Origin of the sequence: Halomonas citrativorans, from assembly GCF_014898005.1 — a bacterium.
Taxonomy (GTDB): domain Bacteria; phylum Pseudomonadota; class Gammaproteobacteria; order Pseudomonadales; family Halomonadaceae; genus Vreelandella; species Vreelandella citrativorans.
Map to the genome: position 1 here is coordinate 389,080 of NZ_JABUYX010000001.1, position 16,353 is coordinate 405,432.

The 16,353-nt window shown below is 52.6% G+C and carries 17 protein-coding genes; 11 read left to right on the forward strand and 6 right to left on the reverse strand.

Going from position 1 to position 16,353, the window contains the following annotated elements; all coding sequences use genetic code 11:
• Positions 1 to 114 precede the first annotated feature (114 nt).
• Complete coding sequence (locus INT20_RS01705) at positions 115 to 1,203, reverse strand: TlpA family protein disulfide reductase (protein ID WP_193054132.1); 1,089 nt, start codon at positions 1,201 to 1,203, stop codon at positions 115 to 117.
• Positions 1,204 to 1,407: 204 nt separating this feature from the next.
• Here INT20_RS01705 and pdxR point away from each other — a divergent pair, with 204 nt between their 5' ends.
• The 3 genes from pdxR (at position 1,408) to map (ending at position 3,900) form a co-directional block, all read left to right on the forward strand.
• Positions 1,408 to 2,814 carry a MocR-like pyridoxine biosynthesis transcription factor PdxR gene (gene pdxR, locus INT20_RS01710; RefSeq protein ID WP_193054133.1) on the forward strand — a complete coding sequence of 469 codons (1,407 nt, stop codon included), beginning with the start codon at positions 1,408 to 1,410 and terminating at the stop codon, positions 2,812 to 2,814.
• Between the two features lie 113 nt (positions 2,815 to 2,927).
• Positions 2,928 to 3,134 (forward strand): ParD-like family protein, encoded by a 207-nt coding sequence (locus INT20_RS01715; RefSeq protein ID WP_087105660.1) that lies wholly within the window; start codon positions 2,928 to 2,930, stop codon positions 3,132 to 3,134.
• Entirely contained in the window at positions 3,127 to 3,900 is a 774-nt protein-coding gene (gene map / locus INT20_RS01720; RefSeq protein ID WP_172116455.1) for a type I methionyl aminopeptidase, read from the forward strand. The genes INT20_RS01715 and map overlap by 8 nt, the downstream gene beginning before the upstream one ends.
• 153 nt (positions 3,901 to 4,053) lie before the next feature.
• Here the strand turns inward: map and INT20_RS01725 are convergent, their stop codons facing one another.
• From INT20_RS01725 to INT20_RS01740, 4 genes are all read right to left on the reverse strand, one after another.
• Entirely contained in the window at positions 4,054 to 4,815 is a 762-nt protein-coding gene (locus tag INT20_RS01725) for an alpha/beta hydrolase (RefSeq protein ID WP_193054134.1), read from the reverse strand.
• Between the two features lie 12 nt (positions 4,816 to 4,827).
• Positions 4,828 to 6,057, reverse strand: coding sequence for a kynureninase (gene kynU, locus INT20_RS01730; protein WP_193054135.1), 1,230 nt, complete (start codon positions 6,055 to 6,057; stop codon positions 4,828 to 4,830).
• Positions 6,058 to 6,125: 68 nt separating this feature from the next.
• Complete coding sequence (kynA, locus tag INT20_RS01735) at positions 6,126 to 6,962, reverse strand: tryptophan 2,3-dioxygenase (protein WP_193054136.1); 837 nt, start codon at positions 6,960 to 6,962, stop codon at positions 6,126 to 6,128.
• A gap of 3 nt (positions 6,963 to 6,965) precedes the next feature.
• Positions 6,966 to 8,399 (reverse strand): M20 family metallopeptidase, encoded by a 1,434-nt coding sequence (locus INT20_RS01740; protein WP_193056322.1) that lies wholly within the window; start codon positions 8,397 to 8,399, stop codon positions 6,966 to 6,968.
• Positions 8,400 to 8,726: 327 nt separating this feature from the next.
• Here INT20_RS01740 and INT20_RS01745 point away from each other — a divergent pair, with 327 nt between their 5' ends.
• Complete coding sequence (locus INT20_RS01745) at positions 8,727 to 9,629, forward strand: LysR family transcriptional regulator (protein ID WP_193056323.1); 903 nt, start codon at positions 8,727 to 8,729, stop codon at positions 9,627 to 9,629.
• Between the two features lie 57 nt (positions 9,630 to 9,686).
• On the opposite strand, the gene INT20_RS01750 is transcribed toward INT20_RS01745, so the two are convergent.
• Entirely contained in the window at positions 9,687 to 11,120 is a 1,434-nt protein-coding gene (locus tag INT20_RS01750) for a YfcC family protein (RefSeq protein ID WP_193054139.1), read from the reverse strand.
• Positions 11,121 to 11,736: 616 nt separating this feature from the next.
• Here INT20_RS01750 and INT20_RS01755 point away from each other — a divergent pair.
• From INT20_RS01755 to INT20_RS01785, 7 genes are all read left to right on the forward strand, one after another.
• Positions 11,737 to 12,159 (forward strand): GFA family protein, encoded by a 423-nt coding sequence (locus INT20_RS01755; RefSeq protein WP_193054140.1) that lies wholly within the window; start codon positions 11,737 to 11,739, stop codon positions 12,157 to 12,159.
• Positions 12,160 to 12,222: 63 nt separating this feature from the next.
• On the forward strand, positions 12,223 to 12,636 hold the full coding sequence (locus INT20_RS01760) for a DUF2784 domain-containing protein (RefSeq protein ID WP_193056324.1): 414 nt from the start codon (positions 12,223 to 12,225) through the stop codon (positions 12,634 to 12,636).
• Positions 12,629 to 13,948: a S8 family serine peptidase gene (locus INT20_RS01765; RefSeq protein WP_193056325.1), complete on the forward strand. Its 1,320-nt coding sequence runs from the start codon at positions 12,629 to 12,631 to the stop codon at positions 13,946 to 13,948. Before INT20_RS01760 ends, INT20_RS01765 begins: the two co-directional genes overlap by 8 nt.
• 13 nt (positions 13,949 to 13,961) lie before the next feature.
• Positions 13,962 to 14,201: a hypothetical protein gene (locus INT20_RS01770; protein WP_193054143.1), complete on the forward strand. Its 240-nt coding sequence runs from the start codon at positions 13,962 to 13,964 to the stop codon at positions 14,199 to 14,201.
• A 105-nt stretch (positions 14,202 to 14,306) separates the two neighbouring features.
• On the forward strand, positions 14,307 to 14,792 hold the full coding sequence (locus INT20_RS01775; RefSeq protein ID WP_193056326.1) for a VOC family protein: 486 nt from the start codon (positions 14,307 to 14,309) through the stop codon (positions 14,790 to 14,792).
• Positions 14,793 to 14,842: 50 nt separating this feature from the next.
• On the forward strand, positions 14,843 to 15,361 hold the full coding sequence (locus INT20_RS01780) for an MgtC/SapB family protein (protein ID WP_193056327.1): 519 nt from the start codon (positions 14,843 to 14,845) through the stop codon (positions 15,359 to 15,361).
• Between the two features lie 179 nt (positions 15,362 to 15,540).
• Entirely contained in the window at positions 15,541 to 16,263 is a 723-nt protein-coding gene (locus INT20_RS01785; RefSeq protein WP_193056328.1) for a ZIP family metal transporter, read from the forward strand.
• Positions 16,264 to 16,353: the final 90 nt, after the last annotated feature.

Genomic DNA, 16,353 nt, shown 5'->3' on the forward strand with positions numbered 1-16,353 from the left:
AAAGGACAAAATAGCGATAAAGGAACGTGGGCATTGGTTATCAGCCCGCGTGAGGCGGGCTGCTCCAGTAAAAAAAGGGGGGCCGCGCTATGGCTTGCGCGGAGTGGCTTACGCTTATTGGCTGAGGCGCTCGACAGCTTCGCCTAATGCGGTGTCTTGTGGTCCAAGCTTGTCGGTTATCTTGCCGTCAGCATCAATTAATACAACGGTGGGTATCTGCTGAACGCCGAATGCACGGTGTATATCGCCCTCGGCGTCAAGCAACACCGGTATCGCCGTCTCGGTGGTATCAAGATAACTTTCGACATCGGACTCTTGGGTCCAAAGACCAGAAATAATGCCTACCCACTGTACGCTTTGGTCTTCGCTCAGCTGGTTGACGGTTTCGCGTACGCGGCGGCAGGCGGTGGAGGTTTCTGGCTGGCTCTTGGCAAGATAAGGCTCACACCAGGTGGCAAAAAACACCACACCCAGTGGCTTGTCTGTCGTCTTCCGAGTCAGGTCGATGGTAGTGCCGTCACGCGTGGTGACATCAAGGTGAGTCACCGTATCGCCCACCGTTAAAGCGTTGGCGTCGATATCCTTGACGGCGGCTCCTTCGGTCGCTGCTGAGTTGGGATCAGCGGGTTCAAGCACGGCCTGTAGCGCCTGTTCCAGGGCTTGATCGTCACGATGACCAATGTGAGTGATGTGACCACTGCGATCAATCAGAACGTGCTGCGGGGTAACGCGTAGATTCAGCGCTTCGGCTAGCGTGCCGTCATCTACCGTGATGGGCATGGTCAGGCCCATTTCCTCGCGATAGACACGTGCGGACTCTTCGGTGTCAGCGTAGCCGGTGTTCACGGCGATGACTTGGATATCATCACCATGCGCTTCTTGAAATGCCTGGAACCCGGGCATCTGCTGGCGGCAGGGCACGCACCAGGTTGCCCAGAACTTTATATACACGGGTTTTTCGCCATATAGCGCGCCTAGATCAATAGTCTCACCATCCAGCGTGGTAATGCTCAGCTCGGGGCCTGGCTGACCAATTAAGGACTCGCCAGCCGCTCTGGCACGCTGTTCACCATCGGCATCTTGATCATAGGCTTGATCGGCGTCTGGTTGCTCAGTGGTCTCGGTGGCGTGTGCCGAACCGAAGCAGCCGACCAACATGGCGAGCAGTATCGCCGCTGAACATTTCGTGTTTACTATACGCATTGGTTTCATCCTTTTGGCAAATCGTTCTGAGCTAACGTAAAGAGCTAAGGTAAAGAGCTAACTCAAGAACCGGCATAAAGAACTAGCTCGAGAACTGGCACAAAGATTTAGAACGGTAAAAGTGTAGAGTAGATAGTGATTGTGAAAGGCTTCATGGTCTAAAAAAAGCACCAAGACTGATAGGTTTCTATGTACCATGGAGGGATGAGTAAACTTCGTTTTTCACTTAATCGCCAAGGCGAGCAGTCTTTGTCAGAGCAGGTGCGTTCGAGCATTGCTGATGCCATTCGACAAGGGCATTTATATGAGGGCGCACGGCTGCCTTCATGGCGTGATCTTGCCACGCAACTGGGCGTTTCACGAGGCACTATTAAAACGGCTTATGATCGGCTGAGCGATGATCAGTTAGTCATCTCAAAAGGGGCCGCCGGTACGTTCGTTAGCGCCGTGCTACCCGCGGCACCAAAAGTGGTGGTTGAGGCCTCTCGGCTGCCACTGCCTGATCTCTATCAGGACTTGGAAAGCGCGCCCAAGCTTTTTCAAGTGGGGGTGCCTGCGCAAGATGGCTTTCCCTTTAAGCAGTGGTCTCGCATCATGCAGCGCGGTTCACGCCAGGCGGTGGCCGAGTCACTGCGTTACCCTGACCCACGCGGAGAGCAGACACTACGCAAGGAAATTGCTGCCTATCTGGCCGTGGCTCGCGGGCTGCTTTGCTCTGCAGACCAGATCATCATCACCAATGGATATGCGGGTGCGCTGGGCTTGGCATTGCACTTGTTGCGCCCGGATTCAAAGCGGGTGTGGGTTGAAGACCCTTGTTATCCACTCAATAGGCACGCTTTGTCTTTGGCAGGCTTTACCTCGGTTCCTGTTCCGGTCGATGACCAAGGGATTTGTGTGGAGCAAGGGATAGCGCTTGCTGCGGAGGCGCGGTTGGCGATTGTGACGCCAAGCCAACAAGCACCGCTGGGTATGCAGTTGTCGCTGGCTCGCCGTCAGGCGTTGTTAGCATGGGCTAAAGAAAACGATAGCTGGATCATCGAAGATGACTATTTAAGTGAGCTGCAGTTAAGCGGCCAGGCAACGCCCGCACTGGCCTCGCTGGACCATGACGAAAGAGTGATTCACATGGGTACTTTCAGTAAAACCATCAGCCCACGATTGCGGCTTGGTTTCATTGTGGTGCCTGCGAGGTTGTCGGAGCGCGCGGGAGATACGGCCGCTGCATTGTCACCCGCGTCTGCACTGCCTAGCCAGCTAGCCGTTGCGGAGTTTTTGCGCGACGGGCATTACTTGCGCCATATTCGGCGTATGAAGCGTTTGTATATACAGCGCCGGAATGCGCTGCTTGCACTCATGGACAGCACGGTTTCAGTCAATCATATGGCGGGCTTGTCGCTGTTGCTTGCCCTGGCTGATGACACCGACGATGTTGGCATTGCCGAAGCGGCGGCGGCCTTTAACCTTGCCCCGGCGCCGTTGTCTCCCTGGTACGCCACGCCAGCCAATGCGCGAAAAGGATTGCTCTTAGGCGTCACTAATCTATCGAGCCCTGCGCTTGAAGAAGGCTATCAACCGTTGGCGGCACTGATTGCTCGTCATCGCCAATAGTGTGCCTGCAGTTGAAAAACCACTCTTATTGAACGTCGGCTTCGCCAGGTCGCTTGCTGCGTGTTCTTATCTTAATATATGCTTTATATACGTTTCATATATCAAGGCATTCCATGGGTATCGTAAAAATCAACGACCAGCTACACGAAGATATTCGTAAAGCCAGCTCGGTCATGGTGCGTTCGATCAACGCACAGGCGGAGTATTGGATTAAAGTGGGCATGCTGGCAGAGGCTAATCCAGGCATGACCTTCACCGACATTATGCGCGAGCAGATGCAACAGGCAGACATTGAAGTAAGGCAGGTGATCGGTGGATAACGTACCGCTGAAAAGTGCAGAAGAGTTGACGCTGATGCGCGAAGCAGGACGCTTGCTGGCTCAGGTGTTTGGTTATCTTGATACGTTAATCGAGCCGGGTGTCACCACCATGCAGATCAACGATTGGGCCGAGCGTTATATCGTTGATGAGCTAAAGGCTCGCCCGGCCAGCAAAGGGCAATACGATTATCAATATGTGCTGAATGCGTCTGTGAACCAGGTGGTGTGTCATGGCGTTCCCTCCGAGACACTCACGCTAAAATCGGGCGATATTGTTAACATTGATATCACGCTTGAGAAGAATGGCTATATTGCCGATTCAAGCAAGATGTACATGTTGGGTGAGGTAAAGCCCATTGCCAAGCGCCTGGTCGATAAAACCTATGAGGCGCTGTGGAAGGGCATTCACGCGGTTAAGCCGGGGGCAACGCTGGGTGATGTAGGCCATGCGATCCAGCGGCATGCGGAACAGAACGGCTACTCGGTGGTGCGTGAATATTGCGGCCACGGCATCGGCCAGGAGATGCATGAAGAGCCGGAAGTCGTGCACTACGGAAAGCCAGGGCACGGCGTGGTATTGAAAGAGGGCATGGTATTCACCATCGAACCCATGATTAACCAAGGCAAAGCCAAGGTAAAAATCAAAAAAGATGGCTGGACAGTCGTGACCAGTGACAAGTCGTTATCCGCGCAGTGGGAGCATACAGTGGCAGTGACGGCCGAGGGTGTTGAGGTGCTTACTTTGCGTGATGAAGAGCGTGTTTAATTTTAACCAGTTAGGCGATGCAAGGTGACCTATCAAGTCATCTGAAAACTAGCCGGGCGGACGTGAAAGCAGGCTTTTGAGAGACAGTGGTATTAAAAACTCCATGCCGTCGCTAGAAAGTAACGGCGTGGTTATTGTGAGCTCGGCTAGCGCTTACAAATACTCCAGCACATCAAAGTGATCGCACCCCGGCAGCTCAATTAGCTCTGCTTGGACGTTGGCTGCGCGTAGCAGCGCTATAAAATTGTGCCCCTGCTGATGAAACGCGGGCGGGTCGTTTTCGGCAATCACAACCTGGCAGGTGGGCAGCGCGGTCAGCTCGCCAAACTGAGGGCTAAGTGCGCGTGCCTGTGATTTGGTCAGCTTTAGAGGGTCGTTAACGTAGGTTTCTACCAGCGGCGTAAGGTCATAAACACCGCTGACCAGCACCAGCTTATCAATAGGAACCCTGCCGCTAACGGCTACCCAGTAAGCCAGTTGGGCGCCCGCGCTATGGCCTCCCAGGGTGATGGACCACACGCCGCCGCTTTCTGCCAGCGCGTGGTAGGCCGCTTCTAGCCCCTGAATGCACTGAGTCATCATGTTTTCAATGGTGTGGGTCGGGGCCAGGCCATAGCCAATTGAGGCGAAGGCTATTCCCCGTGCCAGATAGCGCTCGGCCAGAAAATCCGTGGCAGTGTGGTCAAGCTCCTGCCAGTAGCCACCGTGAATGAATACCATCAAAGGCCACGGGCCTTCTCCCTGCGGAATAAACAGGTTAAGGCACGCCGCCGGGTGGTCGCCATAGGCGACCGTTATCGGTGGGTGGCGGTCCCTTAGCGTGCGTCCGGCATCCGCCTGACGTGTAAGAGTGGATTCAAACTCTGACGCAAAATGGCTCGGTGAGTAGGCCAGATCCGGCGTTAGCTTTGTCATGCGTGCTCTCTATCAGGTGACGGCGCTAAGCACGTGAAATTCAGGATTTTGATACTCGCCGCTTTCGACTACCTCGCGGAAGTGCTGCGCGGCCTGCCACACATCTTCGTAGCTTAAATAGAGCGGGGTGAAGCCGAAGCGCATCAAGCCCGGCTCCCGATAATCACCAATCACGCCACGCGCGATCAGCGCTTGCACAATGGCGTAACCGTTTTGGGCATCTACCAGTGATACCTGGCTGCCACGCTGGTCGGCTTTCGGGGTAATGTCCTCGATACCGTGGGCCTCAAAAATATCTGCCAGGCACTCGCGGAACAGATTGCTCATGGCCAGGCTTTTTTCACGCACGGCCTGCATATCGACGTCAGCCCAGATAGCTAACGACGCTTCGAGGGCTGCGTAAATAATCGCTGAGTGTGTACCGGTACGAAAACGCGAGATGTCATCGGCGGGTGCGTAGTCGGCCTGAAAGGCGAAAGGTGAGGTATGGCCATGCCAGCCCGAGAGCGGTTGCCACGTGCTATCCAGGTGGTCGCGGTGCACGTAAAGAAAAGCGGGCGCACCGGGGCCGCCGTTCAGGTATTTATAGGTACAACCTACAGCATAGCGTGCGCCCACGCCGTTAAGATCGACAGGTAGCGCGCCAGCAGAGTGGGCTAAATCCCAAATGACCTCGGCGCCATGTTCATGAACCAGTTGAGTAGTGGCTGCCATGTCGCGCAGTTTGCCCGTGCGATAGTTGACCTGGCTAAGCACCACCACAGCCACGCCTTCCAGGTGCGCAGCCAGGTCGTCACCTTCGGGCATAAAGCGATGTTCACAGCCGCTAACCCGGCAGTAGCCTTGGGCAATGTAGCCGTCAGTGGGGAAGTTGCCGCCTTCACTGAGTACCGTGCGGCAATCATCCTGGCGCTTGTCGAGGATATAGCCCAATAGTTTGAAAATATTGAGCGTGATGTTGTCCGTGACCACCACTTCACCGTGCTGAGCACCAAGCACCGGGGCGAGCAGGTGTCCCAGCCGTTCGGGCGCATCAAACCAGCCCTGGTTCCAGCCTTTAATCAGTTGGGTACGCCACTGCTCCATGGTGTCATCAACCGCTTGCTTGGCCGCGACCGGTTGCGCACCAAGCGAGTTGCCATCCAGGTAGAGAACACCTTCTGGCAGGGCAAAGTGGCGTTTGAAATCTGCCAGTGGGTCTTGGCGGTCCAGCTCACGAACGGTATCCAGGCTCACGCGCATATCGGTACTCCAGCAAAAATGTCGTCACACAGGTGAAAAGTGGGGTAAGGCTTATTGGGCTCTTGCTGTTAAATAGATGTCCTTACGCTCCAGAGTTCCGGGAAGAACTGCAGGTCGAGTGCCTTGACCAGGTAGCTCACGCCCGACGAACCACCGGTGCCACGCCGGTAGCCAATAATGCGCTCCACCGTTTTCATGTGGTTAAAGCGCCAGCGCTGGAAGTTGAATTCGACATCCACCAGCTTTTCGGCCAGTTCGTATAGGTCCCAGTACTTTTCACTGTTGCGATAGATCTCCATCCACACCGCTTCGACGTCGCTACTCGCGGTGTAGGGAATGCTCCAGTCGCGCTGGGTGATGTTGTCTGGAATATCAAAACCCCGGCGGGCCAGTAGCTGCAGCGAGACGTCATAAAGGCTGGGCGAATTAAGCGCATGCTGGAGTTTTTGGTAGTGCTTGGGCTTTGAACGGTGAGCTTCGATCAATTTGGCGTTTTTGTTACCCAGCAAAAACTCAATTTCCCGGTACTGATAGGACTGAAAGCCCGAGCTTTGCCCAAGGCTGTCCCGAAAGCTCAAGTAATCGGCGGGCGTCATCGTTACCAGCACTTCCCAGGCGTTGATGAGCTGTTCCTGGATGCGAGATACGCGTGAGAGCATTTTGAACGCAGGGCTCAGGTTGTCATCGGCAATATGCCTGGCCGCCGCGTGGGCTTCGTGCAAGCAGAGCTTGATCCATAGCTCCGACACTTGATGAATCATGATAAAGAGTAGTTCATCGTGCTCTTCAGAGGCCGGGTTCTGGCAAGCCAGCAAGGGCTCAAGGTCAAGGTATTGGCCGTAGCTGATATCCTGGTCCCAGTGGATGGCTTCGTTATCAACGCTGTTCTTTTTTGGAGTTTCCATCACTTAATATGCCTTTGCCGCGTCATGAGTGGTTAGCGCTTGTGCTTGAGGTTCGCCTAAATCCCAGAAGATCCCGGCGGCTAGTTTTAGCCCTTGCTCGACAATGGTTTCCAGCAAGTGCTCATCGGGGGCGTGCTGATTGCATGACGGGTAGGAGTGGGGCAGCCAAACGGTGGGCAGATTAAGCACGTCTGAAAAGCAGTGATTGGGAATCGTGCCGCCCAGGTTGGGTAAAATATGGGGCGCTTCATTCAGGCTGTTCTCGGCCGATTGAGCAACAAAATTCACCCATGGGTGATTGGGGTCCAACCGAGTCGCCGCGTAACCGCCTAAGAACGTCAGTTGGATATCGTTAAAGCCATGGGCATCCAGGTGCTGGCGCAGGTTACTCTCCACCGCTTGCCAGTCGGTGCCTTTTACAAAGCGCAGCTGTAGTACCGCTTCCGCGTGCTCTGGAATCGCACCGACAGGCTTGTCGGTTCTGCCCGCACTTAAGCCAAGAATTTCAAACGTGTTGGCCCCGTATAAACGCTCGCCATCCGCCAGGGTTTCTTCACCCCACGCTGGGTTAATCGTGGGGTCGGAGGCACCGCCGCCTACCGGCAAGTCGCGCACTAACCGGGAGACGTCTTCTGTAATAGACGGTGCCTTGAGAAAGTCGGCCAGAATTTTGCCACTTGGGGAAAGTAGCGTGGCGAGCGCATTGCACAGCACAACCGCCGGGTTGGTAATAACCCCTCCCCAGTTACCAGAATGGCGGCCGCCATTGCCGGTGTTAAGCGACAGTTTGAGCTGAACAACGCCGCGAGAACCCAAAAAGAGGGTAGGCATGTCGTGGCGGATTCTGGGGCCATCAGAGGCCAGAAAAAGGTCGGATTTAAGCGCTTGCTGATAGGCAGCACAGGTTTCTTCCAAACCCGGTGAGCCTATCTCCTCGCTCATTTCAAACAGCATTTTTACGTTGTAGCCTAACCGACCCTTACGAGCGTTAATCACAGCTTCCAACGCGGTTAAATTGACGCTGTGCTGGCCCTTGTTATCGGCGGTGCCGCGGCCATAAACACGGCCTTCTTTAAAGGTTAGCGCCCATGGATCAATACCGTTCGCCCATTGGTCTTCCTGGCCGTCGGTAACGTCACCATGGCCATAAAGCAGCAGCGTGGAGTAAGCGGGGTCTTCAATGCGCTCCCCAATCAGCAGGGGAGGAAAACCGGGTTTCGGGTTCTCGATAATCTGGCAGGTGAAGCCCAGCCTTGAAAGCAGCGGGCCAATTTCTTGTTCAAGGTACGCGTTGAGTGTATCGGCACAGGCGGGGTCCTGGCTGACTGTGCGCATGGCAATACGTTTTGCCAGCGTCTTATAAAAATTACCGTTTGAAAGCTCATCACTCGCTAGCTGAATCGCCTGTTCCCGTTTTGAACGCTGCGGTGTTGTCATGGCGTGCCTTTTTATCATTGGGCTTTTAGTGGTCGTTGAGATGAGCCTAGCCCTTGCTCTTGTTTGCAGCAATCATTAAGATTTCAAACTACCTTTCTAACTATTAGCAATCACCGGTAGATGTTTGAACTGCTGCCGATAGCGCTATTCACCCTGCTAGGGTTTGTACGAAAAGTCGCTGAGCGAAGGCCAGACAAGGCAAAAATCAGTAAAAAAACGGAGTTTACATGTGTAAATGAGTATTTTGAGCTGGTTTTTAACGCCGTATGGGCGAGCGTAAGCAGTTTTCGTACAAAGCCTAACAGGCAGGTCATCAATGAGGCCGTTATGCAGGATCTCCACTTGCGCTACTTTCAAAGCGTTGCGAAAGCGGGCTCGTTGTCCGCTGCCGCTGAAGAGTTGCACGTTGCTGTTTCAGCGGTTAGCCGCCAAATCACCAATCTTGAGCAGCGCCTGGATATCAAGCTGTTCAACCGCCAGCCGCGGGGTATGCAGTTAACCGAAGCAGGCAAACTGCTGAACGCCTATGCACTGCGTAACCAGTTAGAAGTTAATAGCGTTATCGATGAGATGCAGGATGCAATGACACGCCAACGCCAAACCATTGTGGTGGCTTGCCCTGATGGCATGGCGTGGCACTTTCTTCCCAGTGTTATTTCGCGCTTTATTACTCAGCATCCTGATATTCGGTTTGATCTGCAGATGGCCGATTCAGCGCGTGCTTCTGAATTGGTAAAAGAAGGCAGTGCTGATATCGCCTTAACCTTTAGCCTCTCGCCGGATATTGGCGTAAAGGTGGTTTCAAGCCATAACGCCGCAATTAGTGCCCTTATGTCGAGTGAGCACCCGTTGGCAATTAATGACGTTTTGTATGTAAAGGATTTATGCGACTACCCGCTTACCATGTCGCTTAATGGCTCGACAATGCGCTATCTGTTTGATGTCGCCTGTAGCTTGTCCGGTATTAAGGTATTCCCAAGCTTCTCCTGCAATTCACTGGGCGCGACCTATACCATGGTCAGCGAGCATCCCAATATGATCGGGTTGTGTAGTGCCGTAGCGGTAAGCGGTAAAATGCATAAGGATGGGCTGGTTTTAAAGCCGCTACACGAGCCCCAGCTTTCTCAGCGAAGCCTTCAAGTACAGGTGATGGCTGAACGCTACCTGCCTGCTCATATCGAGGCGTTTTTAGTTGTTCTGGAAGAGAAGCTGACGGCCGTTGTCTGTTGAGCGCATACCCGTTAGATGCCAAGCCACCCATTATGGGTGGCTTGGAAGCGAACCTGCTTAAAACGGACCGTAGTTAATCGCAACGGCAACCCCGACAAACGCGCCGCCGATGACAATCCAAATCAATACCAGTGGTAGCACGAATTTGAACCACTCCACGTAAGAAACGCGGGCGATCGCCAGGCACGCCATCAAGGTGCCAGAAAGCGGAGTAATAATATTGGTAACGGCATCGCCCAGCTTGAAGGTGATGAAGGTCGACTGGCGGGTGACTTCCAGCATATCGCCAATGGGAACCATAATTGGCATCACGATAGCGGCCTGGCCGGTACCCGAAGTAATCAATCCGTTAAATACCAGGTTAAACACGTATAAAAGCTCCATGGCGACAATCTTGCCATGACCATCTAAAGAGCTTGCGACGCTATGTACGAGGGTGTCGATGAGCTGTGCTTGTCTAAGCAACACGATGACAGCGGCGGCGACACCCACCACCAATGCACCGTACATGACTTCGCTTGCGCCATTCATCAGGCGTTTTACAAAATCGTTGGGAGACATTCTGCCGATCAGTGCCGTGGCGATCCCCACCATTAAAAACGTGGCAGAGAGTTCGGTGATTCCCCATCCGAAGTTAAAACCGCCGTACAGGAAAAACACAAAGGAAGCGGCAAATATCAGCAGCACTAACTTATGAGAAAAGGTAAAGGGCGGCAGAGCGCCAGGCTCATGTGTGGCTTCGGTGTTATCAAAGGCGTCTGCTCCCATCACGCTATGGGCCGGGTTCTGCTTGATACGTTTGGCATAGCGGCAGATGTACACCGTGGTAACGGTCAAAAAGACAATAAAGATAACGCCACGGTATATAAATCCGGAAAACAGCGGTAGCTCGGCAATGGTTTGCCCGGCAACGGTAACGGTCGGGTCAAAAACGCCTGCACCGAAGCCTGCGTAGGAGCCTAAAAAGATAATGGCCACGCCTACAACGGGGTCAAGCTTCATTGAGCGGGCAAGAAACAGTCCGATAGGAATAAAGGCAATGGCCAAGTTGGCACCTACCCCAACCGATGCAAGCGTTGAGAACGTAGCGCAAAAGATAAAAATAAGAACATTTCGACGGCCATTGGCCTTGCTAATGAGTTGGTGAATACCTGCGCTGATGGCGCCTGTTGACTCAATCACCTTGAGCACGCCGCCGACCATCATGATTAAGAAGATCAGTGGAGCCGCCGCCACCAGGCCTTTTTGAATAGCGGTAAACAGGTCCATTACGTTCAGGGGCGCTGCAGTAATGTACTGAAAGCTATCGGTGGCGACCTGCGTCAGGCCATTGTTGTTGGTTCTTTCGTAGCTTCCTGCGGGGATTATATAAGAGGCGAGCAGTACCAGTACCATAAAGCTAAACAGGATGATGAACACATCCGGCATAGGGCGTTTTTTCTTCATTGTTTGTGCCTTTTCTGGCGCGCCTTTACTCAGCTTCGTTGTCATATTCGTCTTCGCGGTCAGAGGGTTATCGTTTTATTGGTGGCGCTACTCTAGGCAGTATGTGCGACTCAAACGCTCAACGACAAGCGATACGGGTAGTTATCACTGTCGTATTTTTTAAACCGTGTGCATGGCCGAGGGGGTAGGTAGGCCGAAGCGGTTTAGTGTGAGGCGTAGCATCGGGTGGTGACGTTTTGTGTACTTCCACGAAATAGGTTAGGTAGAAGGTCCATAGCGCCTGGTTCGCAGGTGGTGAAAGGGCCACCTTTATGTTGTTTTAAATCAACCTACCAAGGAAGCCCATGGCTAACAATTGTGCATTTATCAAATGTGTTTTCTATTTTAGGCAAGCACGCTTGGCAGTCAGAAGGAAGCATCCGAGCAACCCAATAAAGCCGCTAAACGGTCGATTCAAAATGCCCGCTCAACGATGTTTTATGTCGCTGTAGATAACAGGTCTGCGGGCCATATCGCGCAATTTTACGCGTTAACAGCGCATAGCCAAGCGGCCTGCTACTGTCTATATAGAACCTGCTACTGTCTATATAGAAAAGGTGGGGTTTAGGGTTCGCTCTATTAAGCATGAATAGACGGTGTTACGTATCTAACGGAGGATCATATGCAATCCAACATTGAGCATCGGGGTAGCTGTCTCTGCGGTGAAGTGCAGCTTTTAACTCATTTAGACAGTCATCATGTGGCGGTTTGCCACTGCAGCCTTTGTAGAAAGTGGGGTGGAGGGCCGCTGTTTGCGGTTGAGTCCCAAAACGAGGTGGATTTCCAGGGGGCTGAGCATATTGCTATCTTCAGCTCCTCAGAGTGGGCCGAACGCGGTTTCTGCAAGCAGTGTGGGACGCATCTGTTTTATCGGTTAAAAGAGGGCGGGCACTATGCTATCCCTGTGGGGCTTCTGGAGGATAACGGCCAGTGGCAGCTTGAGGAGCAGATATTTATTGAGCAAAAACCAGCGTTTTACTCGTTTTCTCAAGCTACCAGAGATTTAACCGGCGAGGAGGTTTTTGCTCAGCATACTGGCAACTAAGAGGTTTCGTGGCCACCGCAAACACTGGCTACCTCCTCTGCCTATGCTTCACTTGGGAGAGATATGGCCCCTTCACTACTTCTGCTCATGGCGGATGCGATATTAGTCGTTCATGTGCTGTTTGTTGTCTTTGTCGTCTTCGGGTTGCTGGCTATTTATGCCGGTTATTTTTTAAGGTGGCGATGGGTGCGAAATAAGAGATTTCGTATTTTGCATTTGTCCGCTATTGGGTATGTAGTGGTGCAGTCCTGGTTGGGCGCGGTTTGCCCGCTTACTACGTGGGAAATGGCCTTGAGAGAAGAGGCCGGCACAGCCACCTATACGGGGTCCTTCATTCAGTACTGGTTGCAAAGCCTGCTTTACTACACGGCGCCGGAGTGGGTGTTTGTGCTGCTTTATACGGTTTTTGGTAGCTTGGTGTTATGCAGCTGGTTTTTAGTGCGGCCAAACCAACAGAAAGGAAGCGATGATGGCTAATAAATCTAAAAGCAACGGAAGCGAAAGCAACCCCTCTGGCAAGAGTGGCTCATTAGCCACAATTTCGTGCGGTGCTGAACGGCTGCTTGTGGCTGCTCTTGAGCGAGGCGCTAATTGTCTTGAAACCGGGCGTTTTCTTATCAGTTATCGTGAAGGGCGAATGGAAGAGGGCATTAAGTCTCTTAAGGATCAAAAGTTTCGAGTGGCCGACGCGCGTGACTTTGCTGACCAAGCCGTCAGTTTGGAAGACGTCGGTGATGCGGAGGTTGTGGTGTTCTCAGAACTTGGGGTTGCGCTTGTTGGCAGTGACGCTTTACAGCTGCATGGGATGAGTCTCAAAGACCCTATTTCAGTCGATAGCCCAATAGAAATTATTGAGCCAGAGTATTTTGCCTTTTCCGAAAATTCAGAGTATCTGCGAGGTTTTTTGCGGGCTGCGAGTACGATTGCTCGCGATCTTGGCGCTGATGTGGATCTGGATGAAGCCCAAGACAAGCCTGAGCCGGGCAAGCCAGAAGCGACCTGGGGATTGATTCAATGCAATGTGTTGCAAAGCCGATGGAGTGGGGCTGGTATTAAAGTAGCCGTGCTGGATACCGGGATGGACCTTGGCCATCCTGACTTTGTAGGTAGAGAGTTTATTACCCGCTCATTCGTAGGAGAGCCGGTTCAAGATATCAATGGTCACGGAACACACTGTATTGGCACGGCCTGCGGCCCCAGGGTGCCTTTCGAAAATGCTCCTCGCTACGGTATCGCGTCCGACTCACAGGTGCTTGTTGGAAAGGTGCTCACCAACTCGGGTAGCAGTACGGGGGCGGGAGTACTTGCGGGAATGAATTGGGCGATCGCCAATCGATGTGACGTCATTTCGATGTCGCTGGGCAGTCAAAGTCCTGTGCAAGCTGCCTACACCCACGCGGGTGCTGCGGCTCTGCGTAAAGGGTGTTTGATTATTGCTGCCGCAGGAAACTCTTCTGCCCATACGGGAGCGCCTGCCAACTCACCTACTGTCATGTCGGTTGCATCTATTGACGCCAACTTAAAGCCTTCGAGCTTTTCTAACGCAGGCAAAATCGAAATTGCCGCGCCGGGCGGCGACATTTTTTCGTCCTGGCCCCGGCCGGTACACCATAAAACGATTAGCGGAACCAGTATGGCGACGCCCCACGTTGCAGGCTGCGCCGCCCTTTGGGCTGAGTCAGATGCCTCGCTGCGCGGTATGAAACTCTGGCAACGGCTGTTGGATTCTGCAAAGCCTTTACCATCTTCTGGTTCCCGTGTTGGGGCCGGGTTGGTACAGGCACCTTAGATGAGGATGATCGATGCCGACAATAGCGCTTTGGATAATCACGATTTCTGAAGATCAATCGATCAATGACATAGCTTCGCGCCTTAGTGACGAAGGGCTCACCATCAGAGAGGTGTTTGAGGAGATTGGGTGCATCACCGGGGCGGCAGATGACGTTACCGTTGAGCGGCTTAAAAAGGTCAACGGAGTGGTGGATATTGCCCCTGATATGCAGCTCGATATAGGCCCGCCAGGTGCTGATAAGACTTGGTGATTCCTCAGCAATCATCTTGGGAGGAGCTGTTAAAGGAGGCTGGGGTGCGCCGCATTACAATGTCATACCCATCATTGGCTGTTTCGTTTTCATTGGAGAAGCATCATGGCAACACCAGCAAAGAATACGGTTTGTCTTTGGTTCGATGGTCGTGCAGAAGAAGCCGTACGCTTTTATGCAGATACCTTTCCTGATTCGTTTGTTAGCGCTGTTCACCGCGCGCCGGGAGACTTTCCATCCGGTAAGGAAGGGGATGTGTTGACCGTTGAGTTTACCGTGCTGGGCATTCCATGCCTGGGGCTTAACGGTGGGCCTGGGTTTACGCATAGCGAAGCGTTTTCCTTTCAGGTCTCAACCAATGATCAGGCCGAAACGGACCGCTATTGGAACGCGATAGTGGGTAATGGCGGGCAAGAAAGCGCGTGTGGTTGGTGTAAAGATAAATGGGGCGTGTCTTGGCAGGTAACGCCTGTGGCGCTGATTGAAGCGATCACTGCCGCGGACCCTGCCGCTGCTAAGCGCACGTTTGCAGCGATGATGCAGATGAAAAAAATCGATATTGCCACCATTGAGGCAGCACGTAACGGTTGAATTAGATAAAAGATGTTCACTCATCGCGCGTTAACGACAGGGCTGAGGCAATGGAGTCAGTGAGTAATATTGTTATTTCTGAATTTTCTGATTTTAATGACCTAAGTGAATTTATTATTGTAGTGACTCGGTTGCTAATGGCTGCTTTTCTCGGTGGCCTCTTGGGGCTTGAGCGTGAACAGAGCGGTAAGCCAGCTGGAATACGTACCCACATGCTTGTGTGCATGGGGGCGGCGTTATTTATATTAATTCCGCAGCAAGCAGGCATTTCAGATGCAGAGATGAGCCGGGTCATTCAAGGTGTTATTAGCGGCATTGGTTTTTTATGTGCTGGAAGTATTATCACCCGTAAGAATGATCTATTTGCTACCGGGCTTACCACGGCGGCTGGCATTTGGTTTACAGCGGCTATAGGTGTCGCCGTTGGTCTTGGGCGTGAGCAAACGGCCGTTTTGTGTACCGTGCTGGCCTGGACAGTGCTGTATGTGGTGCCTTTCTTCTCGCGCGCAATAACCAAGAAAAGGCCTGTACCTTCAGGATCGAAAGAAGATGATTCTGGTAACAAATAAGCGTGAGACGCACCCCGTTAATTTGCGGCATTCATGGCCTTATGGACCTTCATAAGCTGAACAAACGCAAGGGACGAAAAAGACACGGCTCGGTCCTCTGAAACGCTAGGGAGGCAGCGAGAAATACCGGACAAACCGGTGAACCAACGATGGTTGAAAAGAGGCTGATCTGACATTTTATGGCTGAAATTATCACTATCCTTCTTTTATCATTAATGGCAGGTGCCGCAATGCCCATCGGGGCATTATTAGCTAAGTTTGACCTGGTTCATCCCTCCCTTTTAGGGGATTCCTGGCGACATTTCATTATTGCTTTTGGTGGTGGAGCGCTGATGTCAGCGGTTGCTCTGGTATTGGTACCTGAAGGTGCTAGTAAGTTACCGCTTGTACCGGCCGCCTTGTGTTTTGCTGCTGGTGGGGTATGTTTTTACTTCCTTGATGCCTACTTAAAAAAACTCAATAGCTCGGTAGGCCAACTGGTGGCAATGTTATCTGATTTTATCCCTGAAGCGATTGCCTTGGGTGCTGCCTTTGCAGCAGGCGAAGGCACAGGGTTGCTGCTTGCACTATTAATGATTTTACAAAATCTGCCTGAGGGTTTTAACGCTTACGAAGAACTGAGCAATAATAATACTCAACTATCTTCCAATAAAATCATACTGGCATTTAGCGGCTTGGCATTAGTGGGGCCCATCTCAGCAGCAACCGGCTATTACGTATTGGCACAGTACGATGTGTTAATGGGAGCGCTAATGCTATTTGCGAGTGCAGGTATTTTGTACCTTGTTTTTCAGGATATTGCCCCTGGGTCCAAGCTCGAACAACATGGAATGCCGGCAATCGGTGCTGTCGCTGGGTTTCTGCTTGGGTTGATGGGTAACATGGTACTTCTTGCTTCCTGATGGCAAATAACCGCAAGCAGCGCAATGCTATGACCATGCGGTTTAATGGCGAAGAATATGAGTCTTCGCCTCGCTTTTTCTTTCTTTAAT